At 66.8% G+C, this 25211-nt stretch carries 25 protein-coding genes and 1 pseudogene; 17 read left to right on the top strand and 9 right to left on the bottom strand.

The genetic code is table 11. The annotated features are described in order from the left end of the window. Nucleotides 1-102 precede the first annotated feature (102 nt). From JZY91_RS08200 to pdxY (JZY91_RS08155), 10 genes and pseudogenes are all read left to right on the top strand, one after another. The gene (locus JZY91_RS08200) at nucleotides 103-771 is read left to right on the top strand and encodes a hypothetical protein (RefSeq protein WP_234947438.1); all 669 of its coding nucleotides are present in this window, start codon (nucleotides 103-105) and stop codon (nucleotides 769-771) included. Between the two features lie 11 nt (nucleotides 772-782). Next, a pseudogene (gene hemW, locus JZY91_RS08195) lies at nucleotides 783-1900 on the top strand (radical SAM family heme chaperone HemW). 32 nt (nucleotides 1901-1932) lie between these two features. Further along, complete coding sequence (gene hrcA / locus JZY91_RS08190; RefSeq protein ID WP_234947437.1) at nucleotides 1933-2949, top strand: heat-inducible transcriptional repressor HrcA; 1017 nt, start codon at nucleotides 1933-1935, stop codon at nucleotides 2947-2949. A 72-nt stretch (nucleotides 2950-3021) separates the two neighbouring features. Continuing rightward, nucleotides 3022-4155 carry a molecular chaperone DnaJ gene (dnaJ, locus tag JZY91_RS08185; RefSeq protein ID WP_234947436.1) on the top strand — a complete coding sequence of 378 codons (1134 nt, stop codon included), beginning with the start codon at nucleotides 3022-3024 and terminating at the stop codon, nucleotides 4153-4155. Continuing rightward, entirely contained in the window at nucleotides 4155-4853 is a 699-nt protein-coding gene (locus JZY91_RS08180) for a 16S rRNA (uracil(1498)-N(3))-methyltransferase (RefSeq protein ID WP_234947435.1), read from the top strand. The genes dnaJ and JZY91_RS08180 overlap by 1 nt, the downstream gene beginning before the upstream one ends. Before the next feature lie 11 nt (nucleotides 4854-4864). Beyond that, nucleotides 4865-5887, top strand: a complete 1023-nt coding sequence (locus JZY91_RS08175) for a PhoH family protein (protein WP_234947434.1) — start codon at nucleotides 4865-4867, stop codon at nucleotides 5885-5887. Further along, nucleotides 5884-6465 carry an rRNA maturation RNase YbeY gene (gene ybeY / locus JZY91_RS08170; protein WP_234947433.1) on the top strand — a complete coding sequence of 194 codons (582 nt, stop codon included), beginning with the start codon at nucleotides 5884-5886 and terminating at the stop codon, nucleotides 6463-6465. Before JZY91_RS08175 ends, ybeY begins: the two co-directional genes overlap by 4 nt. Continuing rightward, nucleotides 6466-7788, top strand: coding sequence for a hemolysin family protein (locus tag JZY91_RS08165; protein ID WP_234947432.1), 1323 nt, complete (start codon nucleotides 6466-6468; stop codon nucleotides 7786-7788). 24 nt (nucleotides 7789-7812) lie between these two features. Next, nucleotides 7813-8664, top strand: a complete 852-nt coding sequence (pdxY, locus tag JZY91_RS08160) for a pyridoxal kinase PdxY (protein ID WP_234947431.1) — start codon at nucleotides 7813-7815, stop codon at nucleotides 8662-8664. A 390-nt stretch (nucleotides 8665-9054) separates the two neighbouring features. Then, nucleotides 9055-9873: a pyridoxal kinase gene (gene pdxY / locus JZY91_RS08155; protein WP_234947429.1), complete on the top strand. Its 819-nt coding sequence runs from the start codon at nucleotides 9055-9057 to the stop codon at nucleotides 9871-9873. Nucleotides 9874-9929: 56 nt separating this feature from the next. On the opposite strand, the gene JZY91_RS08150 is transcribed toward pdxY (JZY91_RS08155), so the two are convergent. After that, nucleotides 9930-11366, bottom strand: coding sequence for a glycoside hydrolase family 3 protein (locus tag JZY91_RS08150; protein WP_234947428.1), 1437 nt, complete (start codon nucleotides 11364-11366; stop codon nucleotides 9930-9932). 118 nt (nucleotides 11367-11484) lie between these two features. Between JZY91_RS08150 and era the strand changes: the two genes are divergently transcribed. The 3 genes from era to JZY91_RS08135 are packed head-to-tail and all read left to right on the top strand — an operon-like array spanning nucleotide 11485 to nucleotide 14012. Continuing rightward, nucleotides 11485-12492 carry a GTPase Era gene (era, locus tag JZY91_RS08145; RefSeq protein ID WP_234947426.1) on the top strand — a complete coding sequence of 336 codons (1008 nt, stop codon included), beginning with the start codon at nucleotides 11485-11487 and terminating at the stop codon, nucleotides 12490-12492. Then, nucleotides 12482-13210: a DNA repair protein RecO gene (gene recO / locus JZY91_RS08140; protein ID WP_234947424.1), complete on the top strand. Its 729-nt coding sequence runs from the start codon at nucleotides 12482-12484 to the stop codon at nucleotides 13208-13210. The genes era and recO overlap by 11 nt, the downstream gene beginning before the upstream one ends. 7 nt (nucleotides 13211-13217) lie before the next feature. Continuing rightward, nucleotides 13218-14012: an isoprenyl transferase gene (locus JZY91_RS08135; protein WP_234947422.1), complete on the top strand. Its 795-nt coding sequence runs from the start codon at nucleotides 13218-13220 to the stop codon at nucleotides 14010-14012. 14 nt (nucleotides 14013-14026) lie between these two features. On the opposite strand, the gene JZY91_RS08130 is transcribed toward JZY91_RS08135, so the two are convergent. Together JZY91_RS08130 and JZY91_RS08125 are read right to left on the bottom strand one after the other, a co-directional pair. Next, nucleotides 14027-14482 carry a Fur family transcriptional regulator gene (locus JZY91_RS08130; RefSeq protein ID WP_234947421.1) on the bottom strand — a complete coding sequence of 152 codons (456 nt, stop codon included), beginning with the start codon at nucleotides 14480-14482 and terminating at the stop codon, nucleotides 14027-14029. Between the two features lie 22 nt (nucleotides 14483-14504). Beyond that, nucleotides 14505-14942, bottom strand: coding sequence for a helix-turn-helix transcriptional regulator (locus JZY91_RS08125; RefSeq protein ID WP_234947419.1), 438 nt, complete (start codon nucleotides 14940-14942; stop codon nucleotides 14505-14507). 157 nt (nucleotides 14943-15099) lie between these two features. Between JZY91_RS08125 and JZY91_RS08120 the strand changes: the two genes are divergently transcribed. Genes JZY91_RS08120 through JZY91_RS08110 form a run of 3 tightly spaced genes read left to right on the top strand, consistent with a single transcriptional unit; the run spans nucleotide 15100 to nucleotide 17432 of the window. Continuing rightward, nucleotides 15100-16482, top strand: a complete 1383-nt coding sequence (locus JZY91_RS08120) for a glycine--tRNA ligase (protein ID WP_234947417.1) — start codon at nucleotides 15100-15102, stop codon at nucleotides 16480-16482. Between the two features lie 12 nt (nucleotides 16483-16494). After that, on the top strand, nucleotides 16495-17001 hold the full coding sequence (locus JZY91_RS08115) for a hypothetical protein (RefSeq protein WP_234947415.1): 507 nt from the start codon (nucleotides 16495-16497) through the stop codon (nucleotides 16999-17001). A 14-nt stretch (nucleotides 17002-17015) separates the two neighbouring features. Beyond that, a complete protein-coding gene (locus tag JZY91_RS08110; RefSeq protein ID WP_234949151.1) occupies nucleotides 17016-17432 on the top strand; it encodes a hypothetical protein in 417 nt (138 codons plus the stop codon). Here the strand turns inward: JZY91_RS08110 and JZY91_RS11755 are convergent. After that, nucleotides 17429-19486 (bottom strand): TPM domain-containing protein, encoded by a 2058-nt coding sequence (locus JZY91_RS11755; protein WP_304504127.1) that lies wholly within the window; start codon nucleotides 19484-19486, stop codon nucleotides 17429-17431. The two genes, JZY91_RS08110 and JZY91_RS11755, sit on opposite strands and share 4 nt — an antisense overlap. On the opposite strand from JZY91_RS11755, the gene JZY91_RS08100 reads away from it, so the two are divergent. Then, a complete protein-coding gene (locus JZY91_RS08100; RefSeq protein ID WP_234947413.1) occupies nucleotides 19485-20882 on the top strand; it encodes a deoxyguanosinetriphosphate triphosphohydrolase in 1398 nt (465 codons plus the stop codon). The two genes, JZY91_RS11755 and JZY91_RS08100, sit on opposite strands and share 2 nt — an antisense overlap. A gap of 388 nt (nucleotides 20883-21270) precedes the next feature. Here JZY91_RS08100 and JZY91_RS08095 read toward each other — a convergent pair whose 3' ends face one another. The 5 genes from JZY91_RS08095 to JZY91_RS08075 all read right to left on the bottom strand — a co-directional run bounded on the left by JZY91_RS08095 (nucleotide 21271) and on the right by JZY91_RS08075 (nucleotide 25168). After that, on the bottom strand, nucleotides 21271-22230 hold the full coding sequence (locus JZY91_RS08095; RefSeq protein WP_234947411.1) for an ArsA family ATPase: 960 nt from the start codon (nucleotides 22228-22230) through the stop codon (nucleotides 21271-21273). After that, entirely contained in the window at nucleotides 22221-22478 is a 258-nt protein-coding gene (locus JZY91_RS08090; RefSeq protein WP_234947410.1) for a cory-CC-star protein, read from the bottom strand. Before JZY91_RS08090 ends, JZY91_RS08095 begins: the two co-directional genes overlap by 10 nt. Nucleotides 22479-22488: 10 nt before the next feature. After that, entirely contained in the window at nucleotides 22489-24297 is a 1809-nt protein-coding gene (locus JZY91_RS08085) for a carbon starvation protein A (RefSeq protein ID WP_234947408.1), read from the bottom strand. 264 nt (nucleotides 24298-24561) lie between these two features. Then, nucleotides 24562-24807, bottom strand: a complete 246-nt coding sequence (locus JZY91_RS08080) for a hypothetical protein (RefSeq protein WP_234947406.1) — start codon at nucleotides 24805-24807, stop codon at nucleotides 24562-24564. Further along, complete coding sequence (locus JZY91_RS08075; protein WP_370639289.1) at nucleotides 24800-25168, bottom strand: ribonuclease domain-containing protein; 369 nt, start codon at nucleotides 25166-25168, stop codon at nucleotides 24800-24802. Before JZY91_RS08075 ends, JZY91_RS08080 begins: the two co-directional genes overlap by 8 nt. Nucleotides 25169-25211: the final 43 nt, after the last annotated feature.

Raw genomic sequence — 25211 nt, 5'->3', positions numbered from 1 at the left:
TCGGCGTGGCTGCGAGGCCACTGCGCGCGGGTGCAATAGCATTGCGCCTCGGAGCTCTAATTCAGAGTTTGCTCACAGAATCCTGGGAAGGGGGACAACGCAGTGCATAAGACAGCAGCGATGTTGCGCCACCGCGAACTCACCCAGGAGATCTACAACATCGGCGACGAGGTTGCGGAATACACCGAGCACATCGCCGAAGCCATCGCGGACTACGACGGCGAGCTGGCGGACGACTGCCTGGCCGAGTTCTCCGAGATCGTGGACGATGCCCGCCAGGACGCCCGCCGCGTGGTCGGCGAGTTGATCGGCCTGCGCCAGGCGCTCACCTCCGGCATGCGCGCCGGCGTGCTCTCCGCCTCTGCGGGCCCCGAGGAGAAGATCCCGGAGCCCGAGCTTCTCGACGCCTCCGGCCTCGAGGACCTCTTCCCGCTGCAAGCGCCGTTCTCCGTGCAGACGATGCACGATGCGCTGACCGGCCGCACCGACCTTGTGGTCCAGCACTTGGGCGAGCTGGTGGAATACACCCTGGAGCAGACTGAGATGGTGGCCCGCGAGCTGGGTGCGGTGAGCCTGCCGCACCTCTACGCCAGCGTGGGCGAACTGGTGGAGGCCGCCGTGGACGGCTGGATTGAGACGGTGTGCGAGGACCACCCGGCGTTCACCCGCACTATGCGCGGCGGCAACCCGCCGGAGTTTCTCAAGGAACGCGCGCGCATCGACGCCGTGGTGGCCAAGGTGGCCGCGAAGCGCCGCCGTCGCGGCGCGTAACCTAGCCCCCGATGGATTCTTTCGGCGTTTACGTACACGTCCCGTTCTGCGCCACGCGCTGCGGCTACTGCGATTTCAACACCTACACGCCCACCGAGGTGGACACCTCCCACGCCGCGTACCTGGACGCGCTGGAGCGCGAGCTCGCCCTTGCAGCCCGAACGCACGAGCTCCCGCAGGCGGACACTGTATTTATCGGCGGCGGCACCCCCAGCCTGCTCGGCGCGGACGGCTTAGGCCGCATCCTGGGCGCCATCCGCGGCAGCATCGGCATCGCGCCGGGCGCGGAGATCACCACCGAATCCAACCCGGAATCCACCAGCCCGGAATACTTCGCGGGCCTGCTCGAGCACGGCTTCACCCGCGTGAGCTTGGGCATGCAGTCCGCGTCCGCGCCGGTGCTGAAAGTGCTGGACCGCCGCCACACGCCCGGCCGCGCCACCGCCGCCGCGCAGGAAGCGTTGCGCGCCGGTTTCGACCACGTGAACCTGGACATGATTTACGGCACGCCCACCGAGACGGACGATGACGTGCGAAAAACCCTGGACGCCATCCTCACCACCGGCGTGGACCACGTCAGCGCGTACTCGCTCATCGTGGAGGACGGCACCGCCATGTCCCGCAAGATCCGCCGCGGCGAGCTTCCCCCGCCGGAGGAGGAGGCGTACGCGCGGCGCTACGAGCTCATTGCAGACACCCTCGAGGCCGCAGGCTTCGGCTGGTACGAGGTCTCCAACTGGGCGCGCCCGGGCGGGGAGTGCCGCACAATCTCATCTACTGGCGCGGCGGGCGCTGGTGGGGCGCGGGCCCCGGCGCGCACAGCTACATCGGCACTTCCCGCTTCTTCAACGTCAAGCGTCCGGAGCGCTACAACGCCATGCTCGCTGAGGGCACCTTGCCTATCGACGGCACCGAGGAGATCACCCCCGACATCGACCACTTCGAGCAGGTCATGCTGCGCCTGCGCCTCAAGGAAGGCATCCCGGCTGGGATGGTCGAGGGCGTTGAAGGAATCGTCGAAAAGCATGTGCGCGCAGGGCTGCTCACCGCAGGCGAGCGGATTGCGGTGACGGACAAGGGGCGTTTGCTTATCGACGGCATCATTACCGATCTCCTCGCTGCCGAGTAACATCGATTAGCAGTCGACGGAAGGGAGTGCCAATGAGCGCGGCGGATGCCAGGCGCCGGGCGGTGCTGCGCGCGATTGTTGCGGACTATATCGCCAGCCAGGAACCGGTTGGCTCGAAAGCACTCGTCGAGAGGCATGGGCTCAAGGTGAGCCCGGCGACCATCCGGAATGACATGAGCGTGCTGGAGCAGCAGGGCTACATCGAGCAGACCCACGCGAGCTCCGGGCGCATACCCACCGAGGCGGGGTACCGCGCGTTCGTGGACGCGCTGCATGACGTGAAGCCGATTTCCGCCGCCGAGCGCCGCGCCATCCTGGAGTTTTTGGAGCACGGCGTGGACATGGAGGACGTACTGCGCCGCTCCGTGCAGCTGCTCGCACAACTGACCAACCAGGCGGCGGTGGTGCAGCTGCCCACGCTGAACGTGAGCCGGGTGAAGCACTGCGAGGTGGTGGCGCTGTCCCAGACGCGCCTGCTGTTGGTGCTGATCACGGACGCGGGACGCGTGGACCAGCGCAACGTGGAGCTGGCCGCCCCGATCTCGGACGACGGCGTGGCCCAGCTGCGCACCCTGCTCAACGACGTGCTGGTGGGCAAGACCATGCGGGAGGCTGCGGATTCGTTGAGCCTGCTCGCCTCCCGCGCACCGCTGCAGCTGGCGCCGGCTGTGGAGCGGGCGACGGCGGTGCTGATTGACACGCTGGTGGCCACCACCTCGGACCGGCTGCTGATCGCGGGCGCGGGCAACCTCACGCTGCACGGCGCGGGCGACCTGCAATCCGTGATCGCCGCGCTGGAGGAGCAGGTGGTGGTGCTGAAGCTTCTGGCCAGCGCGCAGGAGTTGGAGCACGTCTCTGTGCGCATCGGCCGGGAGAATGAGGACGAGGAATTATCGCGCGCCTCAATTGTTACTACTGCATATGGCGCAGGCGCGGAGGCCCTGGGAGGCCTTGGCGTTGTGGGGCCGACGCATATGGACTATCCGGGTACCATGCAAAAGGTTGCCACGGTGGCCAGGTACATCAGCCGCATCCTCAGGGGCGAATAGCGCGGCGGCCTGCAGGGTTTTCGTGCAGGGTTTAGCGCCGCCGAGATTAGAAGAAGTGTGAAAGGTAAGTAGTTGGCCAGGGATTACTACGGCATCCTCGGTGTGGACCGGGAGGCGACCGAACAGGACATTAAGAAGGCGTACCGCCGCTTGGCGCGCAAGTACCACCCGGACGTGAACCCGTCCGAGGAGGCCGCGGCGAAGTTCGCGGAGATTTCGCTGGCGCAGGAAGTGCTCTTGGACCCGCAGAAGCGCAGCATTGTGGACCGCGGCGGGGACCCGATGGAGCAGGGCGGCATGGGCGGCGCCGGCGGTTTCGGCGGCGGCCTGGGTGATATCTTCGAGGCGTTCTTCGGCGGCGGTGGCGGCGCGGCGCGTGAGCCGCGCTCCCGCGTCCAGCAGGGCAATGACGCGCTGCTGCGCACCTCCATCACGCTGCAGGAGGCGTACGAGGGCGTGAAGAAGCACGTCGCCGTTGATACCGCCGTGCTGTGCGAGAAGTGCCACGGCACCGGCTCCGAATCCGAATCCAAGCCGGTCACCTGCGACCACTGCCACGGATCCGGTGCCGTGCAGGAGGTGCAGCAGTCGTTCCTGGGCAACGTCATGATGTCGCGCGAGTGCCCGAAGTGCCGCGGGTACGGCGAGATCATCACCGACCCCTGCCGCCAGTGCGGCGGCGACGGTCGCGTGCGCGCCACTCGTGATCTGACCGTGAACATCCCGGCCGGCATTGCCACCGGCATGCGCATCCGCATGGCGGGCCAGGGCGAGGTAGGCCACGGCGGCGGCCCGGCGGGCGACCTGTACGTTGAGGTGACCACGGAGCCGCACCCGTACTTTGTGCGCGACGGGCACGACCTGCTGCTGCGCCTCAACGTCCCGATGTATGACGCAGCGCTGGGTTCCCAGATCACCGTGGACAACCTCGCAGGTGGTACAACCACCATCGTCGTGCCCGCCGGCACCCAGCCGGGCGACACGATCGTGCTTGAGGGCGAGGGCATGCCGCTGATCCGCACGGACCGCTTCGGTGACCTGATCGCCCACGTCCAGGTCACCGTGCCCACTGCGCTGAGCAACCAGGAGCGCGCCGCGTTGGAGGAGCTGCGCGACGGCTGCCCGGATAACACCGAGGTCCACACCGAGGACGCCGCTGCCAACGAGGGCTTCTTCTCCCGCATGCGCGACAGGTTCCGCCGCTAGTGTCCCTGCCGTACTTCCTCACCCCCGACCCGCTCGCAGGCGTGCTCACCGGCCCCGAAGCCGCGCACGCCCACGTCAAGCGCATCGAGCCGGGGGAGCACATCATGCTTACCGACGGCTCGGGGCTGACCGTGGAGGTTCGGGTCACGCGAACGTCGAAAAGCGAAGTGCGGGGAGACGTGGTGGGGCACGCGCAGGTGCCGGCGCCGAGCCCGCGCGTGACCGTGGTGCAGGCGATTCCGAAGTCGGAGCGCGCGGAGCTGGCCGTGGATCTGGCGGTGCAGGGCGGCGCGGATGCGATCGTGCCCTGGATCAGCCACCGCACCATCGCCCGCTGGCCGGAGGCGAAGCAAGCCAAGCAGGTGGAGAAGTGGAACAACCAGGCGGTGGCCAGCGCGAAGCAGTCGCGGCGCGCGTGGGTGCCACAGGTGCGCGAGCCGGTGACCACGAACCAGCTGGCGCAGCTGACCAAAGACGTGCAGGCGCTGGTGCTGCACGAGGACGCGACCACCCCGCTGCGGGACGTGGAATTCGCCGACGATATCTGGCTGATCATCGGGCCAGAGGGCGGCATCGGCGAAGATGAGCTGGAGCTGATCGGCGGCACCCCGGTGCGTCTGGGTCCGGAGGTGCTGCGCACGGCCAGCGCCGCGTTTGCGGGCCTCGCCGCGATCGGTGCGCTGAGTGGGCGCTGGTAGCCTTGGGTGCCATGGAAGAACTGGTCACCCGCAAAATCGAGCTGGATTCCGCGTACGCCCAGTCCGTGCTCGGGGTGCATGATGAAAACCTGCGTGTGCTGAACCAGCACCTGAACGCCGATATTCACGCCCGCGGCACCACGGTCACCGTGCGCGGCGCGGACCATGACGTGGCGTATGTGCTGCGCGTGCTGGATGAGCTGGAATCGATGGCGCGCCGCGGCGTGCCCATCACGGCGGACACGGTGGTGCACGCCACCCGCATCATGGAGACGGAGGCACCGGAATCCGTCGCCGAGATCCTGGGCGCGGAGATTGTGGCGCGCAAGGGCAAGGTGATCCGCCCGAAGACGGCCGGTCAGCGCCGCTACGTGGACGCGATCGATGAGAACACGATTACGTTCGGCATCGGCCCCGCAGGTTCCGGCAAGACCTACCTCGCGGTGGCCAAGGCTGTGCAGGCGCTGCAGAACAAAGAGGTCAAGCGCATCATCCTCACCCGCCCGGCCGTGGAGGCGGGGGAGAAGCTGGGCTTCCTTCCCGGCACGCTGTCCGACAAGATCGACCCGTACTTGCGCCCGCTTTACGACGCTCTCCGGGACATGCTGGACCCGGAGATGATCCCCAAACTCATCGAGGCCGGGATCATCGAGGTCGCACCCCTGGCGTACATGCGCGGCCGCACGTTGTCGGACGCGTTCGTGATTTTGGATGAGGCGCAGAACACCACCGGCGCGCAGATGAAGATGTTCCTCACCCGCCTGGGCTTCGGCTCCAAGATGGTGGTTACGGGCGACGTGAGCCAGGTCGACCTGCCGCGCGGCACCGTCTCCGGCCTGCGCGTGGCGCGCCGCATCCTAGGCGATATCGAAGGCATTGACTTCCAGGAGCTGCGCGCGGATGACGTGGTGCGCCACCACCTGATCTCCCGCATCGTCGCCGCGTACGACAAACACGATGCGCAGAACGCCGCGCGCTATGAGAAGCGCCAGCGCGAGATCGAGCGCGAGCGTGAGCAGGAGGCAGCGCAGTGAGCATCGAGGTTTTGAACGAGTCCGGGGAAGCGGACGTTAACGAGGAAATGCTTGTGGACGTCTGCTCATTCGCCCTCACGGCCATGGATGTCCACCCGGACACCGAGGCCACCATCACCCTGGTGGATGAGGCGACGATGGCGGACCTGCACGTGCGCTGGATGGACCTGGAGGGCCCCACGGACGTGATGAGCTTCCCCATGGATGAGCTCACCCCGGGCGGCGGCCGCCCGGATGCATCCCCGTTCGGTGCCGCGATGTTGGGGGACATCATTTTGTGCCCTGCCTATGACCGTCGCCAAGCAGAGATGGCCGGGCACGACCTCGCGCATGAGCTGGCGCTGCTGACGGTGCACGGCGTGCTCCACCTGCTGGGGTACGACCACATCGCGCCGGAGGATGAGCGCGAGATGTTTGCGCTGCAGAACGAGATTTTGGCGGATTGGTACGACTCGCTCGCAGCCCGCGGCGTGGCGTACCAGCCGAAACCGACCGGCCCGCATGCGTTCCCGTCCGCCGCGGACCGCGACGAGCTGGACAAGCGCATGCGCGCAAGCGAACCGGAGGCGGAGGACTAGGTGGAATTCACCTTCGCATACGCGGTGACCACCATCATCGCGCTGTTGCTTTCCGGCCTGCTCGGATCCATTGAATCCGCGCTGAGCCCGATTTCCCGGGCGCGCGTGGAGGGCATGGTCAAAGACGACGTTGCCGGCTCCCGCGCGCTGCTGAAGGTGGTGGACGCGCGCGCCAGCCACGTGAACACGCTGGTGATGCTGCGCACCATCCTGGACGTGGTGGCCGCGGTGTTTGCCGCGATGCTGGCGATGGACCTGATTGAATCCGACGCGTGGGCTATTACCGCCGCCGTCGCCTCCGTGACGCTGTTGCAATTTGGCATCATCGGCGTGTTCGCCCGCACCGCCGGCAAGCGCAACCCGTACACGATCTCGCTGCGCTCCGCGCAGTGGCTGGCCGCGTTCCACACCATCCTGGGGCCATTGTCCGGCCTGCTCATCCGCGTGGGCAACATCTTCCACCCGGGCGAGGATTTCCGGGACGGCCCCTACTCCACCGAGGTGGAGCTGCGCGAAATGGTGGACATCGCGCAGGAGCAGGGTGTGGTGGAGACCACCGAGGGCCGCATGATCCAGAACATCTTCGATCTCGCCTCCACCCACGCGCGCCAGGTGATGGTGCCGCGCCCGGAGATGATCTGGATCGAAGAGGACAAAACCGCCGGCCAGGCCACGCGCCTGATGGTGCGTTCCGGCCACTCCCGCGTGCCCGTCATCGGCGAGACGGTGGACGACATTATGGGCGTGGCGTACCTGAAGGACATGTTCGGGGAGACCGGCGCGCCGATCGACGCGTCCGCGCCAGTCACCGCCTCTATGCGCGAGCCGCTCTTCGTGCCCGACTCCAAGCCGCTGGACGTGTTGCTGAAGGAGATGCAGCGCGAGAACACCCACATCGCGATTGTGATCGACGAGTACGGCGGCGTTGCCGGCTTGCTGACCATGGAGGACCTGCTGGAGGAGATCGTCGGCGAGATCACCGACGAGTACGACGAGGACGAGGCTGCCCCCATCGAGCTGGTGGGCGAGCGCACCCTGCGTGTGCAGGCCCGCACCCCGCTGGATGACTTGGTGGATCACCTCGCCGACCACATGGACTTTGACCTGGCCTACGACGATGAGGTGGTCGATTCCGTGGACACCGTCGCCGGCCTGCTCTCCTACGAACTCGGCCGCGTACCCCTGCCCGGCGCGTCCATCACCATGAACGGGCTGACCTACACCGCCGAGGGCGGGCGCGACCGCCGCGGTCGCGTGAAAACCCGCACCGTGCTAGTCACCGTGCCCGAGGTGCTGGAACCCGCCCCAATTCCGGAGGCGTAGGCGCGCGGGGGCACAATAGCCCCCATGAAGAACATCCTCTCCATCCAGTCCGCCGTGGCGTACGGCCACGTGGGCAACTCCGCCGCCGTCTTCCCGCTGCAGCGCATCGGCCACGAAGTCTGGCCCGTCTACACCGTCAACTTCTCCAACCACACCGGCTACGGCGCGTGGAAAGGCCCGATGATCCCGGCCGCCGACGTGGCCCAGGTCATCGAGGGCATCGGGGAGCGCGGGGCTTTTGCGCGTATCGACGCCATCTTGTCCGGCTACCAAGGCGGAGACGACATCGCGGATGTGATCATCGACGCGGTTGCCAAGGTGAAGGCCGAAAACCCCGCCGCGATCTACGCGTGCGACCCGGTGATGGGCAACGCCAAGTCCGGCTGCCACGTTGCGGACACCATCCCGCCGCTGCTGCGCGACCGCGTGGTCCCCGTCGCCGACCTGATCACGCCCAACCAGTTCGAGCTGGGGTACCTGACCGAGCGCGACGTGACTGACCTGGATTCCACCCTGGCCGCCGTCGACGCCGCCCGCGACATGGGCCCCAAGGCCGTGCTTGTGACCTCCGTCGAGCGCCCGGATGCCCCGGAAGACACGATCGAGATGCTAGCCGTTGATAGCAAGGGCAAGTGGATCGTGCGCACCCCGTGCCTGCCGTTCAAGCGCAACGGCTCCGGCGACGTGACCGCGGCGCTGTTCACTGGCCACTACATCGAATCCGGCGACGCCGCCGACGCGCTGGCCCGCACCGCCAGCTCCGTCTACGACCTGCTCCGGTTGACCCACGAGGCCGATTCCCCCGAGCTCAAACTGGTCGAGGCTCAGGACTACTACGCCAACCCGCAGCTCCAGTTCGAGGTCGAGGCGCTGTAGGGGTTTCCGGGCGGCCGGCTGGCCACTTGGCCGCCCTGCCCGCCCTCCGCGTCGCTATCTGGTCCCCGGCCGCCCGGGAAAGCCCGGCCTCTCGACCTACCGGCCCCCGGTGCACCCCGTTCTGACCTGGACCTTTCCAGTTGCTCGGTCGCCCAATTCCGATCCTCCGTAGCGATCCCCCATAGGCGATCCTTTTGTGACGATCCAGAGGCTTAAATTCACCCGCATTGGAAGAATAAATCCCCTTGGATCGCCGCGACCGGATCGCCTACGGAGGATCGGAATAGAGGGGAGGAACGCAATGGAGGATCGGAACGCAGAGGGGCGAGACGCGGAGGGTTGGCCCGGACCTCGAACTGTCACCTCCGACCCGGCTTGTATCGTCGAAGCGTGAACATCATCTCCCTCCAGTCTGCAGTGGCGTACGGCCACGTGGGCAACTCCGCCGCCGTTTTCGCCATGCAGCGCCTGGGCTGCGAGGTCTGGCCGGTCTACACCGTCAATTTCTCCAACCACACCGAATACCCGTCGTGGCGCGGGCCGGTGATGACTCCGGAGCAGGTCGCGGATGTCCTCGACGGGATGTCCTTCGCGTTTGACCAGGTAGGTGTTATTTTGACCGGCTACCTCGGTTCGTCCGAACTCGCGGCCGTGGTGGAGGACGCCGTCCGTCGCGTCAAAGCGGCGAACCCCAACGCGCGCTACGTCTGCGACCCGGTGATCGGTAACGCGCAGGTCGGCTCCTTCGTGGCACCCGAGATTCCCGACGTGTTCCGGGAGCGCCTTATCCCGCTTGCCGACGCCATCACACCCAACCAATGGGAACTTTCCCTGCTTACGGGTACCGAGCTCACTACTCCGGAAGCAACCGCCGAGGCGGCCCGTAGCCTCAAGGACCACGCGCTGGTGACCTCGATTGGATCCCACGCGGATGCGACGCTGGGCATGCTGGACATCACCCCCGAGGAATCACTGCTGGTGGAAACACCGCGGCTTGGCGGCAACGTGGTCGGCGCAGGGGACTTAGCGACGGCACTTTACACCGCCCTCCAGCCCAAACCCGCCGGTGAGCGCCTCAGCCACATAGCCGGGACGATGTTCGACATGGTCAGTGAGGTGCGGGACCGCGACCTGGATGAGCTGCCGCTGATTGAGCAGCAAGAGCTGATCGTCGAACCGCGCTCGAAGTTCCAGCCTCGCAGGATCTAGCGGCGATATCGGCCCGGCCTGCCATCACCGGCCGCTTCTACAACCGCCGATGCTTCTTACAACCGCACCGTCGCGGTGTACCGGAAATCCTCCGCGGACGTGCCGATGTGCAGAGTGATGTCGCCCTCCGGCTCGACCCAATCCTGTGCCTCCTCGTCCCAGATGCTGAACGGGTGGTTGGGCCAATCCGCATCGATCCCGATGACGGCAACTTCGGTCTCGCCGGGTGCTGGCTCGACGCGTCGGAACCCGACCAGGCGGCGCAGCAGCTGCCCGTCGAACGGCAGGTCCGCGTACACCTGCGGCACCTCGCCACCAACGCGGTCACCCGTGTTGGTTACCGGCACGTTCACCTCAACAAAGCGGCCGTCTTGGGTTACTTCGGGGTCGCCGAGGGTGAACGTCGTAAAGCTCAGCCCGTAGCCGAACGGGAACGCGGGGTAGGTGGCAGGGAGTTTGCCGGAGGGGGTGACGTTGCCGAAGAGCGCGTCCGCTACGGCGTGGCCGTCCTCCTGACCTGGGGCGAAGCACTCGATGACGGTGTGGGCGCCGCCGATCGAGGGGACGTGCGACGGATCAGTGGTCTTGAGCACCACCAGTGTGCGTGGGTTGGCGGCCAGAACGTCCGAGATCAGCGCGTGTTGGGCATCCGCCTCAGCGCCCTCGAGTGACCCGGCGATGAGCACCACCGTGTCCGCCTCGCGCGCGGCGGCAACGGCGGCGGCAACGGCGGCATCCGCATTGGACACGTCGGACGCGTCGGCCAAAACCTCGAACACCTCGACCGGGCTATCCGCTCCCAGCTCCGCCAGCACGTCACGCATGCCCTCGGCGGGCGGAACCGTGTACGGCGCGGTTGCACCGCCCGGCACCGCGACAACGTCCGTGGCCAAGCGCCCCACGCCCATAACCACAATCTGCCCGGCAGCGGCGGGATCGAGGGGGAGCAGCGCGCGATCATTCTTCAGCAGCGTGATCGCGCGTCCCGCCAGCTCACGGGCAACCGCGCCGTGCGCCCCCGGAATCGCACCACCATCGCCCGCGCCCCGCGCAACCTCGTCGCTGGTGAGGAGCTGGCCGGTGAACCCCCAGTCGTCGCAAAGCACGGGCTCAATCTGCTCGTCGCTGACCACGGCCGCGACCTGGCCGTCCTTCACCACCATCTCGTAGGGAATCAGGTCACGTTCGCGCAGGTCACGCCCGCTGCCGACCGGGAACTCCACCGCCGCCGCTTTCGCGCCCGTGGCCTGGATGCCCATGATGATGTGCTTGCCAATCACGCCGGTTAGGAACGGATCTTGCGAAAAATCGCCCGGCACCCGCATCGCCGGCGCCCCAACCACGTCCTCGCCGCGCAGCTTCGACTCGGCCGCCAGCAGCTCGCCGTAGCGCTCCACCAGCACGAAATCGAACGTCGCGGCCATGCCCATCGCCGACGGCAGCACCGTTGCTTGCTTGCTTTTCGACGTTCCCTTGTCCACCTTTTCAGCCACCACCAGCGCTCCTGTCTGCTCGGAAAATTGGCACGGGATCTGCTCCCAAAGTCTATGCCGTGCCGCAGCGCAGCAAGGCGCGCGGTGCCCACCTGAGCAACCAGTAGAATCGCGCGGTATGAGCGACAACTTCCCCGACTTCCCAGATTTCGACGAAGCCGACCTGCCAGCGGACGCGAACGCCAACGCCAGCGCAGACGCCAACTACGCCGGCTTCACCGACACGCCCGAGGGCTTCCGCTCCGGGTTCGTGGGGTTTGTGGGGCGCCCGAACACCGGCAAGTCCACGCTGACGAACGCGCTGGTGGGGGAGAAGATTGCGATCATGGCGGACCAGCCGGAGACCACCCGCCACCCCATCCGCGGCATTGTTAATCGGGAGGATGCGCAGGTGATTGTCGTCGATACGCCTGGCATCCACCGCCCCCGCACCCTGCTCGGCGAGCGCCTAAACGACGTAGTGAAGGACACGTACGCGGACGTGGACGTCATCGGGTTCACCGTCCCGGCGGATGAGAAGCTGGGTCCGGGAGACCGCTTCATCTACGAGCAGATCCGCGCCGTGAAGCCGAATGCGCCCATCGTGGGCATTGTGACCAAGCTGGACAAGGTGCCGCGCGACGTGGTGGGGGAGCGCCTGATTGAGCTGCACGAGCTGCTCGGCGAGGACAGTGAGGTCGTGCCCGTCTCCGCCACCGCGCAGGTGCAGCTGGACGTGCTGCTAGACGTGCTGATTAGCCAGCTGCCGGAAGGCCCGCGCTTCTACCCGGAGGGCGACACGACGGATGAGGACATGGAGACCCGCATCGCGGAGCTGATCCGCGAGGAAGCGCTCCAGGGCCTGCGCGAGGAGCTGCCGCACTCCGTGGCCGTCCAGATTGATGAGATGCACCCGGATCCGGAGAACCCGGAGCGCATGATGATCTACGCCGTGATCTACCTGGAGCGCCCCGGCCAGAAGCGCATTCTGGAGGGCCCGGATGGCCGCCGCCTGAGCGGCATCACGCACCGCGCGCGCCGCCAGATCGTGGACTTGCTAGGCCAGAACGTGTACCTGGATCTGCGCATCAAGGTGCTGAAGAACTGGCAGTCCGACCCGAAGGCGCTTGGCCGCCTTGGCTTCTAGGCCCTCCTGGCGCGACCGCGCGCTAGTGGTCCGCACCTACGATTTCGGGGAGGCGGACCGCGTGATCGTCCTGCTCACCAGAAACCACGGCCTGGTCCGCGGCGTGGCCAAAGGCGTGCGCAAAGCAAAATCGCGCTTCGGCTCACGTCTCCAGCCGTTCGTGGACATTGACGTGCAGGTCTACCCGCCGCGCGACCCGTCCCGCGGCCTGGCAACCATCACTGGCGCGGACACCGTGACGTACTACGGCCACCAGATTGTGGACGATTTTGACCGCTACACCGCCGCCTGCGCGGTCATGGAAACCGCGGAAAAGCTCGCGTTCGATGAGGCGGATCCGCAGCTCTTCGACCTTGTCGGCGCGGCCCTGAACCGCCTGCGCGCCGGCGACCACCCCACGCTCGCGCTCGACGCCTTCATCCTCCAGGCCACGCACCACGCCGGCTGGGGATTGAGCCTGTTCAACTGCGCCAACTGCGCAGCTCCCGGCCCGCACAAGGCGTTCAACCCGGCCGTCGGCGGCGCGGTGTGCACCAACTGCCGCCCGCCCGGCTCCTTCGACATGGATCGTGAGGCGCTGCACACCATGTGGCTGCTGCAGCACGGGCACGCCGCCGGCGCGGACCACGTCGCGCAGGTGCACCGCGCTACCTCCGCTCACCTGCAGTTCAACCTGGAGACGGGCGTGAGCTCGCTGCGGGTGATGGAGCAGGCATAATAAGGCAATGACCCAGCCACCCGCCCAGCCTCCCGCGCAACCGCAGCATCCGCAACAACCGCAGCCTCCGCAGATCGATCCGGAATTCATCCCCCGCCACATCGCGCTGGTTATGGACGGCAACGGCCGCTGGGCGCAGGAACGCGGCCTGCCGCGCACGGAGGGCCACCGCCGCGGCGAGGCGGTGCTCATGGACTGCATCGATGCCTGCATCGCGCTCGGCGGGGTGGAATGGCTCTCCGCCTACGCATTCTCCACGGAAAACTGGCGCCGCTCCCACTCGGAGGTCCGCTTCCTCATGGGCTTCTCCCGCGACGTGCTGCGCCGCCACCGCGATGAGCTGCACGAGAAGAACGTCCGCATCGTCTGGGCCGGCCGTCGCCCGCGCCTGTGGCGCAGCGTCCTGCGCGAGCTCGAGGAAGCCGAAGCACTCACCAAAGACAACACCGGGGTCACCCTCGCGATGTGCATCAACTACGGCGGCAGGGCCGAGCTTATCGACGCTTCCCGGAAACTCGTCGCCGATGCCAACGCCGGCCTCATCCGCCCCGAGGACGTGACGGAGCAGACGATCAGCCGCTACCTCTACCGCCCGGACATGCCGGACGTGGACCTGTTCCTGCGGCCCTCGGGCGAGAAGCGCACCTCCAACTTCCTGCTCTGGCAGTCCGCATACGCGGAAATGGTGTACCAGGACACGCTGTTCCCGGATTTCACCCAGCAGCACATGTTCGACGCCGTGCTGGAATACGCCAAGCGCGACCGCCGTTTCGGCGGGGCCGTGGACAAGTTCGCGAAATAGCTACCTATCCCCGGCTACTCCGCAGCCTCGTTCTCAATCGCCGCCTGGCACGCGCGGCACACACCGTAAATTTCCGCGTCGTGCGCCACCAGCTTGTACCCGTAGCGCGCCGCCACCAGTTCAGCCCACTTCTCCACGGGCCCGCCCTCAACCTCTTCGCTTCGCCCGCAGCGGGTGCACACCAGGTGGTGATGGTGGTGGTCCGTCAGGCAATGGCGGTACAGCGTCTCCCCGTCCGGCGTTTGCAGCACGTCCACCGCGCCTATCTCCGCCAGCGACTGCAGCGTGCGATACACCGTGGTCAACCCCACCTTTTCGCCGCGCTGCTCCAGCGCCTCATGGATCGCCTTCGGCGATGCGAACCTGTCCACCGCCCGCAGCGTCTCCACCACGGCGGTGCGCTGCCGCGTCATCCGCGGGCCGAGCTTAGGAATGGGCTGGGTGCGGCGCTGCGGGGTGTTCTGGGACATACTCGCCCAGCGTAGTCACGCCCTAATCGTGCCGGGGCCGCGGTGTCTGCGGCGCGAGCCCCTGGTCCTCGTCCGGGCGGATGGCGGTGGTGGGGGAGATGATCGCCGCCCCGGACCCGGTGCGTACCGGGGGCACTTTTGCTTGCCGACGCACACTCAACTCATCCGCAGCCAACCCCGCAATCTGCTCGATGACGTCGACCACCGCGGGCTGGATCAGCGTGTACACCACTTCGCGCCCCTCGCGCCGCGACGCGACGAGCCCGGCGGACTTCAACACGCGCAGGTGCTGGGAGATGAGGGGCTGGGATTTCCCCAGCGCATCGACGAGCTGGTGGACGACATGCTCCCCGTCGGCAAGCAAGAGCACAATGCGCAGGCGCAGCTCGGAATCCAGGGCGCTGAGGATCTTGGCGGCGTGCGCGACATCCGCAGGCGTGAGTGCCTCTGCGTTGCGCATCCCGCGTCTCCCTTCAATCCGTGGGCGACTGTTACCCGCCAAAAACTGTAATGGACTCGCGCGCGCCGTGGCATCACTTTCTTAGACCCGTTACACGCGTTCGCTAGACTCATGCACGTTAGTGTTCTGCCCGCCGTTTCCCAGGGAGGCTCAATTCATGCCAGCCAACTCGATTGATACCGTCGTCAACCTTTGCAAGCGCCGCGGTCTGGTGTACCCGGCGGGTGAGATTTACGGCGGTACCCGTTCTGCGTGGGATTACGGCCCGCTGGGTGTAGAGCTGAAGGAGAACCTGAAGCGCCAGTGGTGGCGCCACATGGTGCAGTCCCGCCGCGACACGGTTGGTGTGGATACCTCCATCATCCTCCCGCGCCAGGTGTGGGTGGCGTCCGGCCACGTTGAGGTGTTCACGGACCCGCTGGTGGAGTCCCTGCACACCCACAAGCGCTACCGCGCGGACCACCTGCTGGAGGCGTACGAGGAGAAGCACGGCCACCCGCCGGCAAACGGCCTGGCCGATATTCCGGACCCGGAGACCGGCCAGCCGGGCAGCTGGACCGAGCCGAAGGCGTTCTCCGGCCTGATGAAGACCTACCTGGGCCCGGTGGATGATGAGGAAGGGCTGCACTACCTGCGCCCGGAGACCGCGCAGGGCATCTTCGTCAACTTCAAGAATGTGATGACGTCTGCGCGCATGAAGCCGCCGTTTGGCATCGCCAACATCGGCAAGTCCTTCCGCAACGAGATCACCCCGGGCAACTTCATCTTCCGCACCCGCGAGTTCGAGCAGATGGAGATGGAGTTCTTTGTCAAGCCGGGCGAGGACGAAGAGTGGCACCAGTACTGGATTGATAACCGCTTCCAGTGGTACGTGGACCTGGGCATTGACCCGGAAAACCTGCGCCTGTACGAGCACCCGAAGGAGAAGCTCAGCCACTACTCCAAGCGCACCGTGGACATTGAGTACGCGTTCGGCTTCACCGGCTCCAAGTGGGGCGAGCTGGAGGGCGTGGCCAACCGCACGGACTACGACCTGAAGACGCACGCCGAGGCCTCCGGCGAGGACCTGTCCTACTTTGACCAGGAGACCAACGAGCGCTGGATTCCGTACTGCATCGAGCCGGCCGCCGGCCTTGGCCGCGCGATGATGGCCTTCCTCATCGACGCGTACGACGAGGAAGAGGCGCCGAACGCCAAGGGCGGCACCGACACCCGCGTTGTCCTTCGTCTGGACCGCCGCCTGGCGCCGGTGAAGGTTGCCGTGCTGCCGCTGTCCAAGAAGCCTGAGCTTTCCGGCCCGGCAGAGGAGCTGGCCGCCACGCTGCGCCAGCACTGGAACGTTGATTACGACACGTCCGGTGCCATCGGCCGCCGTTACCGCCGCCAGGACGAGATTGGTACGCCGTTCTGCGTGACCTATGACTTTGACACGCTCGAGGACCAGGCCGTGACCGTGCGCGAGCGCGACACCATGGAGCAGGAGCGCGTGCCGCTGGCAGAGCTGGAGTCCTACCTGGCCGCGCGCCTGATCGGCTGCTAGGAGTTCGCTGCGATGCACTACGTCAGCTGGGACCGTTCGGACAAGGAAAACCTGAAGCTGCTCGCGGAGGCGGGCCCGGAGGTGCTGGGCGTGTTCCAGCATGACCGCGCGAGTGTGAACGGGGAGATCTGGGATCTCACCGCCTCGCCCGAGTCCGGCGCTGTGGCAACCCGCGGCGGCCAGGAGATCGTGCGCGCGCTGGATCCGCTGCGCCGCGGGGACCGCGTGCGCGTGGACATTGAGGGCCGCGGGTACACGATGGTGGGGGAGACCTCGAAGAACTGGATCATCGACGATGCGTACGGTAACAAAGTCGGCCAGTTCACCCGCGAGAACTCCGGCGTGCGCAAGGCCATCCTGGAGTTTGAGGGGGAGACGGACCTCCCGCCGACCGACATCGCCGGCCTAGCTTGGCTCTCCCGCGAGCTTCTGGAAGCCCGCCAAATCGCCTCGGCCACGCCGATCATCGCGCTGCTTGCGCTGTGCTCCGCCGTCGTCCTCCTGGTGTACCTGCTGTGATTTGGCAGGGGCCCGTGCTTGTCGACGCTCCCCGGGACACCTCCTACAACGAGCACACCGGGACGTTTAACTTCGGCGCGGAGACGCTGCGCGTGGTGTCCGATAACCCCGCGGATGTCCGCGCCGTGGCTTCGGACGGCCGCGTGTTCCGCCTGGTGAAGCGCAGCGTGACCGTGTCGCGCTACGAGGCGATCTGCGACGGCCGCCGCTACCTCGCCCGCCGCACCGGCCGCAACCTGCTGGAGAAGCGCCGCACGGTAACCGATGAGCGCGGCGCCCTCGTGGCAACCACCATCGGCCTGCCCAACGGAAACCTGCGGGTGGTGCCCGAAGGCGCAGAAGGCACGGAAGGCGAGATCACGCTGGACCTCGCCTTCATCTCTTGGGCGCTGACGCTGATCGACGCCCCCACCCGCCGAACGCTGTACTAGAACGTACCGCCGCGGCCGATCGGGCCACCGCCGGAGAACCCGCCGCCGCCAAAGCCGCCGCCTCCCATGGAGCCGCCGCGGTAGTTGCCGCCGCCGAAGCCGCCGCTGAGGATGGAGCCCCACAGCACCGCCTGCGCCATGGAATTCGCAGTCTGGCGGTTCTGGGCCGCGCGGTAGCGGTCAATGTCGTTGTTGGCGGCCTGCGCCGCGCGGCGGGCCGTATCCGTTGCTGCGCGGGCGTAATCGATCGCCGCGCGGGTGTCCCGGGTGCGCAGCTGGTGCGCCTGCGCGTACTGGCGTTTCGATTCCGCCAGCAAACCGCGTGCGTGCGAGCCGATGATGCGACCGCGCGAGCGGATCAAGTCCTCCGCGCCCTGGATCTGGGCCGCTGCCACCTGCATCTGCTGGTCAAAGAGCTGCAGCGCTCGGGACTGGTCGCCAGCTGCGCCCTTGGCGATGGCCAGCTGCTGGTCAATGCGCGCGTCCGCGTCCGCCAGCTCGGTGTAGAGCGCCAGCGGGTCGCGGTCCTTGCGCGCATCCATGGTTGCAAGCACCCGAAGTGCGTGCTCGGCGACGTCGTCGAGCGATTGGACATCAATACGCGCGCCCTGCTGCCGTGCACCCTTGACCTGCTCGATCTCGCGCAGCTCGTCCTGGATCTCCTTCACCAGCGCCGGGAGGTTGTTCTGGGCAGTGCGGATGTTGTCCTCCGCGTGCTCGATAGCGGCGAGGTTCTTGTCAGAGATGTCCACGGCGCGCGCGGCGTTGGCCAGGATGTCAATCAGCGAGCCCTGCCGGCCGGCGCCCTGCTTGGAAATGCGGCTGGCCTCGTCCAGGTGCTTCTCCGCCTCATCCAACGACTCGGAGGCGATCTCCACGTTCTCCGCGATGGATTGCAGCATGTCCTCGGAGTAGCGGGAGCGCAGGTCATCCAAAGTGCGCTGCGCGGGCTCCAGGCGGGCGCGGATGTCGATGGTGCGCTGACGCACCTTGTCCACCTCTTCGTCCGCGCGCATGAGCACGCCGCGCATGTCGTTGAACTCCTTCGTCTTGTCGCGCAACGCCTGCTCCGCCTGGCCGGAGGAGGAGATGATGTCCACCAGCATTGCGCGCTTCTCCGGCTCGGTCTCCGGGATTGCGTCGTACAGCTTCTGGTGCGTGTTGAAGGCGCGCTGCAGCGTGGAAGTGGCCGTATTCATCGCCGAGGTGAACGGGCGCACGCGGTCCGGGCCGAACTCAGCCGTGGCCAGGCGCAGCTCTTCCTTGCCCTGCGTGATGGACTCGTCGGCGGAGACCAGCGCGTCGCGCGCCACCTGCTCCAGCGTGGACGTTGGCAGGCGGCCCAAGGAATCCGTGTCCGCCGGGTCCAGCGCCTTCGCGGATTCCAGCTGCTTGGTCTGCTGCTTCTTCGTGTCGCGGCGCGTGGCGGCGTACAGGCCGCCACCGGCAAGCGCGGCAACGCCCAGGCCACCGGCCACCCAGCCGGCACCGGAACCGCCGTCGCCGGAGCCGCTATCCGTGCCACCAGCGCCACCAGCACCGCCAGCACCGCCGGCGCTCACCGCAGCCTCAGCCGCCGCAACCGCCGCGCCCGCAAAGTCTCGCTCAGTCAGGCGCCCGTACGCGGCGTCGCTCATCCGGTCCACCTCGGACTGGGTCCACTGCTCGCCCGCGTCCACGTAGTACGCGCTCTCGTTCGGCGAGACCACCAGCACCGCCGTGTTCGCGCCGTTCGCGTCCACGGCCTGCTGCGCCCACGCTTCCGGCGACAGGCCGCCGAACGAGTCGATGAACACCACGCGCAGGGACTTGCCCCGCTCAGCGCTTACCTGCTGAATCGCCGATTCAATCCTGGAGACGTCGCCGGGGGAGAGCACCCCGGCGTCATCCGTCACGGGCTGGGTAAACAGCCGCGGGCCGCTAAGCGTGGTCGCCTGGGCCACCACGTGCGCGTCCGGCGCGATAAAAGCCGTGGCCACGGGGGCCGCAGCGAGGGCCGCCGTGCCCGCAAAGAGCGGCGCGGCGAGAACTACACGGAGGTAACGTTTTTTCATGCCCACAAGGGTAGTCGCAACCCCGCCCGCACGGCCCGAAGCTTTACGCTGTGAGGCTGTGTATCCCTACAGTGCTGACGACGTAGCCCGGCTCGCCCCCGAGCACCCCAAGGGTGCCCAGCTCGCGCCCGCCACCGATACCCGCGGGGCCTTCGCCCGCGACCGGGCCCGCGTCCTGCACTCCGCCGCGCTGCGCCGCCTCGCCGACAAAACCCAGGTCGTGCGCCCCCAGGACGGCGACACCCCGCGCACGCGCCTCACGCACTCCCTCGAGGTCGCACAGATCGCGCGCAGCATCGGCGAGGGCCTGGGCCTCGACCCGGACCTCTGCGAGCTCGCCGGCCTCTCCCACGACATCGGCCACCCGCCCTACGGCCACAACGGCGAGCGCGCCCTCGACGCCGTCGCCGGTTGCGGCTTCGAAGGCAACGCGCAAACCTTGCGCATCCTGACCCGCCTCGAGCCGAAAGTGCTTATCGACGCTCATTCGTACGGCCTCAACCTCACCCGCGCCGCCCTGGATGCCGCGTGCAAGTACCCGCGCACGCGCACCAACCCGGACGGCACCGTGAACAAGAAGTACTCCGCCTACGACGAAGACGCGGAGCTTTTGGCCTGGATCCGCGCAGGCCACGACGACGACCGCCCGCCCATCGAGGCCCAAGTGATGGACTTCGCCGACGACATCGCCTACTCCGTCCACGATGTCGAAGACGGCATCATTTCCGGCCGCATCAGCCTCCGGGTGCTGTGGGATCTAGTGGAGCTCGCCGCGCTAGCGGAGAAAGGCGCCGCTGCCTTCGGCGGCACCATCGAGTCCCTCCTGGACGCCGCCAACGAGCTGCGCACGATGCCCTCCATCGGGGCCGCCAGCGAGTTCAACTACAGCCTGGCCTCTTGGGCCCAGCTGAAGCAGCTCACCTCCGAACTGGTGGGCCGCTACGTCGGGGCGGTGGTCGCCGCCACCCGCGAAGCGCACGCCAGCACCACCGCCTCCATTGCGCCCGCCGATGCTCGCTCCGCCACCCCCGCCACCTTCGCTGCTCCCGCTTCGGAGGCCCCCGCACTTGGCCGCATGCACGGCAACCTGGTGATCCCCGCAGACATTGAGGCCGAGGTCCGCCTCCTCAAAACCATCGCCGTGCTCTACGTGATGGACCTTCCCGCGCACATCGCGCGCCAAGACCGGCAGCGTGAGCGCATCTACCGCGTCTACGACTACTTGCTCGCCGGCGCCCCCGGCACCCTGGACACGATCTACCAGCAGTGGTGGATCGCCGCCGAGACCGACCTTGAGCGCGAGCGCGTGATCGTGGACCAGATCGCATCCATGACGGAATCCCGCCTCGAGCGCGCCGCAAAGAAGGCCGCCGGCCTCTCCGGCTTCCTCGGCTAGCACACGCAAAGATCAATAGCTCGGTTTACAGCCAAAAATGGCCGGTTCAAGGCCAAAAACCACCCAAATCGAGCTATCAAAAAAGTGCAAAGAGGCCGGCGGTTGCCTCATATGGCAGCCCTCCGGGTGCACGGCGTACCCTTCCGGGCACACCGTGCTTTCCGAAACCGTACGGATTTCTGCTCCCTGTTGCGTCGCCCGCTGCACTTAAGTGACCCTCGAAGCGCGCCTCTGACCAGCAAAAACGCCCTCCACCAGGGCTTTTCCCGCCGACGCATCTACGAGCGCAAATCCCTACAATTCCCGGGAGCACACATGCCACCCGAGGAGCTCTGCAGCCACCTAAGGAGCTCAGAGCCAGCCGACGAACCGCGCCTTGCAGCGTTGCTTAGAGCAGGGCCGCGATCTCGCTCAGCGCCTCCCGCGTGCCAATCTCTCGGGGGAGCCAGGGCAATTCCACGCGTTCAACGCCCGGCAGCAGCTCATCCAGCAGAGCCACCGCCCCGCGCTCGACCTCGCGGCGCGCAGCGGTGAACTCGCCGCCGTCATCGGGGCTGCGGCGATTAACCACCAGCCCGGCGACGCGGATCCCGCTGGCGGAGATGTCTCGGTACAGCTCCGCGGATTCCATCACGGGCAGGCGTTCCGGTGTGAGCACGATGTGGAACACGCACTCGCTGGGATCGGTGAGCACGCCGCGCAGAACCTCGAACTTTCGCCGGCGCTGGTACAACACGGAGCGGATCTGTTGGTTACGGCGCTCCACAGGGTCGTCCTTGCCCTCCACCACGCCACCGCCCATGCCGCGCGCAAGGCGAGAAAAGTTGTCGGATTTCTCCCGGCGCTCCAGCAGTCCGTCGGTGTACGCCGCCATGAGCTCCGGCAACGCCAACAGCCTCGAGGTGTGCCCGGACGGGGCGGTGTCGAAGATGATGTGGTCGTAACCGCCGTCAGCCACACCTGCGCCCACAATCTCGGCGATGCGCTCTAGCATCGCGGCTTCATGCATGCCCGGGGAGTTGCGGGAAAGCTCGAGGTGCTTGTCCACCTCGCGGTGCATGCGCTCCGGCATCATCGCGCGCATGGAGTCGCCAACCTGGCGCAGGTGCCGCTCCGTGGTCGCGGCCGGGTTAAGTTCCATGACGTCAAGGCCGGGCTCAAGTGGCGAGGGGGTATCGGAAAGCTTTACCGACCAAATGTGTCCCAGGTTGTGCGCCGGGTCCGTGGACACCAGCAACACCCGCGCGCCGCTCTCCGCGAGCCGCACCGCGGTCGCCGCGGAGACGGTCGTTTTACCCACGCCGCCCTTGCCGCCGAAGAACATCACAGGGGCAGTGGTTAGCAACACGAGATACCGTCCAGCGGGGAGCGTTCCATGCCCATGCGCGTGTGCCACGCGTGGAAATCTTCGTACAACAGCGGCATGAGCTCGAGGGTGTAAAAACTCGCCGGGTTGGGGATGCCCAACATCTCCGAGGCGACGAGCAGGTGAAACAGGTCATCCTCCTCGCGCGACGCTCGCTTGAACGCCGCGCGGTACGGGGCTTGGTAGTACTCGTTCAGCCCCGCGCCGAAGGATTTGAGGAAATCGCGCACGACACCAACGCTACGCGCGCGGGCCGGCCGGGTCCTGCGGCTCCACAGTCTTCACAACCGTCGACCCACCAGCCGCGCCAGCAGAACCAGCACCAGCACCCGCCGGCGCACCTGCCAGCTCGCGCTGGCGATCGCCCGGCCACATCTCATCGTCGGACCACTCCACCTGCGGCTCGCGGCTCGCCTTCTGGATGGCGGTGATTGCCTCGACGATGACCCAGATCGCGCAGAGGATGATGGCAACGTCGATGACAAGGAGCAGCCAGTTCTGCTTCTCCCACAGCGTGCGCAGCTGGATGAACGCTGCCCACATGGACATGACGGTGACAAAGAGCAGCGGGATGAGCACCGGCCACGTCGGGCGGCGGAGCTGCGCCAGGATGATCACCAGGATGGACATGGTCAGGCCGGCCATGAGCTGGTTGGTGGTGCCGAAGAGCGGCCAGATCAGCATGCCGCCGGAGCCGTCCACGCCGGTGGAGAAGGTGAGACCCAGGCCGAGCGCCACGGCGATGGTCGTTGCCACCAGTGCGGAGAGCTTGATGCCCATCAGTTCGGCGATCTCGCCCACCACCAGGCGCTGGAGGCGGACACCGGAGTCCATCGTCGTCGCCGCGAAGAGTACGGCCATGGTGGCCAGGACGGTTGCGGAAAGCGACGTCGGAAGCCCAAGGCCCTCGTTCATCAGCGCGCCGCCGCCCTTAACAAACGCGCCCACGCCGCCGGCGTTCCATTCCTTGTAGATCTCTTCCCAATCGGCGATGGTTTTGAAACCGGCCGTCGTAGCCACAATCGTGCCCAGCGCCAACAAGCCTTCGCCCACGGCGCCGAAGTAGCCGACGAAGCGCGCGTCCGTTTCCTTATCCAGCTGCTTCGAGCTGGTGCCGGAAGCGACGATGCCGTGGAAGCCGGACACCGCACCACACGCGATGGTGACAAACAGCAGCGGGAAGATGCTGGGGGTGCCGTCGGGCACGTTCTCGCGCAGCGCCGGGGCAACGACCTCCGGGCGCACGATGAGGAAGGAGCCGTACAGCAGTGCGAGGCCGATGAACAGCTGCAGGCCGTTGATGTAGTCGCGCGGCTGCAGCAGCACCCACACCGGCAGCAGGGACGCGACGAAGGCGTAGGTGAAGAGGATGATGATCCACCAGCCGCGCGCCGGGATGCCCAGCATCTCCTCCGGCAGCGCCACCGGGAATTTATCGCCCAGCACGATCAGGCTGTACAGCGCCACAACGCCCACGACGGACACGAGCGGCAGGTTCCAGTTCAGGCGGTAGATCGCCTGGCCCACCAAAAGCGCAACCAGGATCGCGCCCCAGGTCGGGATCACGGCGGTGGGGGTGGAAATCAGCAGGTTCGAGATCACCACGGCGAACGCCGCGTTGACCATCAGCAGCAGCAGGAAAATGACAACCAGGAACAGGTTGCGTCCGCGCGCGCCGATGTAGCGGCCGGACAGCGTGCCGATTGATTGGCCCTTGTGCCGCTGCGATGCCCACAGCGCACCAAAGTCGTGCATACCCGCGAAGAACACCGTGCCCAGCGTGACCCACAGGAACGCCGGGAACCAGCCCCAGATCACGGCCACAGCCGGTCCGACGATCGGCGCCGCACCCGCCACGGACGTGAAGTGGTGGCCCCACAGCACGTACTTGTTGGTGGGCACGTAGTCCACGCCGTCTTCCATCGTGTGCGCCGGCGTCGTGTACGCCTCAGACAGCTGGTACACCCGGCGGCCCAGGAACTTCGAATACAGCAAAAAGCCCAGCGCCATCATGGTCAGGCCGATTACAACGAGAACTACCGAGTTCACCGCTTCCTCCCTTGCGTGCTCTACATCACAGTCCTATGGATTATGACATAACTCACATCCAATCGCTAGGGTTCCCTACACTTCTCCCCAGCATCCTCGGGGTTTTAGCTCCCAGTTGCGTCGCCCGCCGCGCATAAGCCTCCCTCGAAGCACGCCTCCGACCAGCGAAAACGCTCCCCACCAGGGCTTTCCCGCCGACGCATCTAAGAGCACAAATCCCTACGGTTCCCGGGAGCACTGTGCTTATCGACGCCCAAATCCCACCTACCGGTACAACACCACGTCATTGTCCAGCAGCACCCGCTGCACGCGGCGCGTCTCCTCCGGGTCCAGCCGCCAGTCGGACGCGACCACGTGGGTCACGCGGGCCTCTCGAAGCATGTCAGCCAGCCCGTCCAAATTCGTCGGCGCCGTGCGTTCCACCCCGAACACCGCATGGGAAATCGCCGCAACAAACCCGGCGACGGAATCCACCGGCGCCGTGAGCAGCACCGGATTCCGTTTATCCACGTTGCCCCTCCCCAACAATCTCGCAGAACGATTCGTAGTGGTCCGCCGTGTAGAACCAGCTGTCCACCACACCGTCAGTACCGCCGCCCGTAATCACGCGCCGTGCCCCGCGGTGGCCTAGCCCCGGCGTTTCCACGGTGTATTCGCGGTAGTAGCCCAATTTCTCGTCCGGAAGTACGCCCTCGTAGTTGCCAAATCGCTTGTCATCGTTGTCCGGGTAGGGGAACGGCCCGCCGGCCTTCACTAACTCGATGGTGCTCGTAGCTTCCGCCGGCAAGCGCCCGCAAGCGGGGAGCCCGGACGGTGTCGACCCGGACGCCTCCAGAACCCCGCACCCGCCCAGCAGCAGGCACGCCGCCAGGATGCCAGTGCGCGCTTTCACGCCCCGGATTGTCCCACACTAC

This window comes from Corynebacterium sp. CNCTC7651 (genome assembly GCF_021496665.1).
Classification (GTDB): Bacteria; Actinomycetota; Actinomycetes; order Mycobacteriales; family Mycobacteriaceae; genus Corynebacterium.
This window is presented reverse-complemented; position numbering and strand designations above follow the sequence as displayed.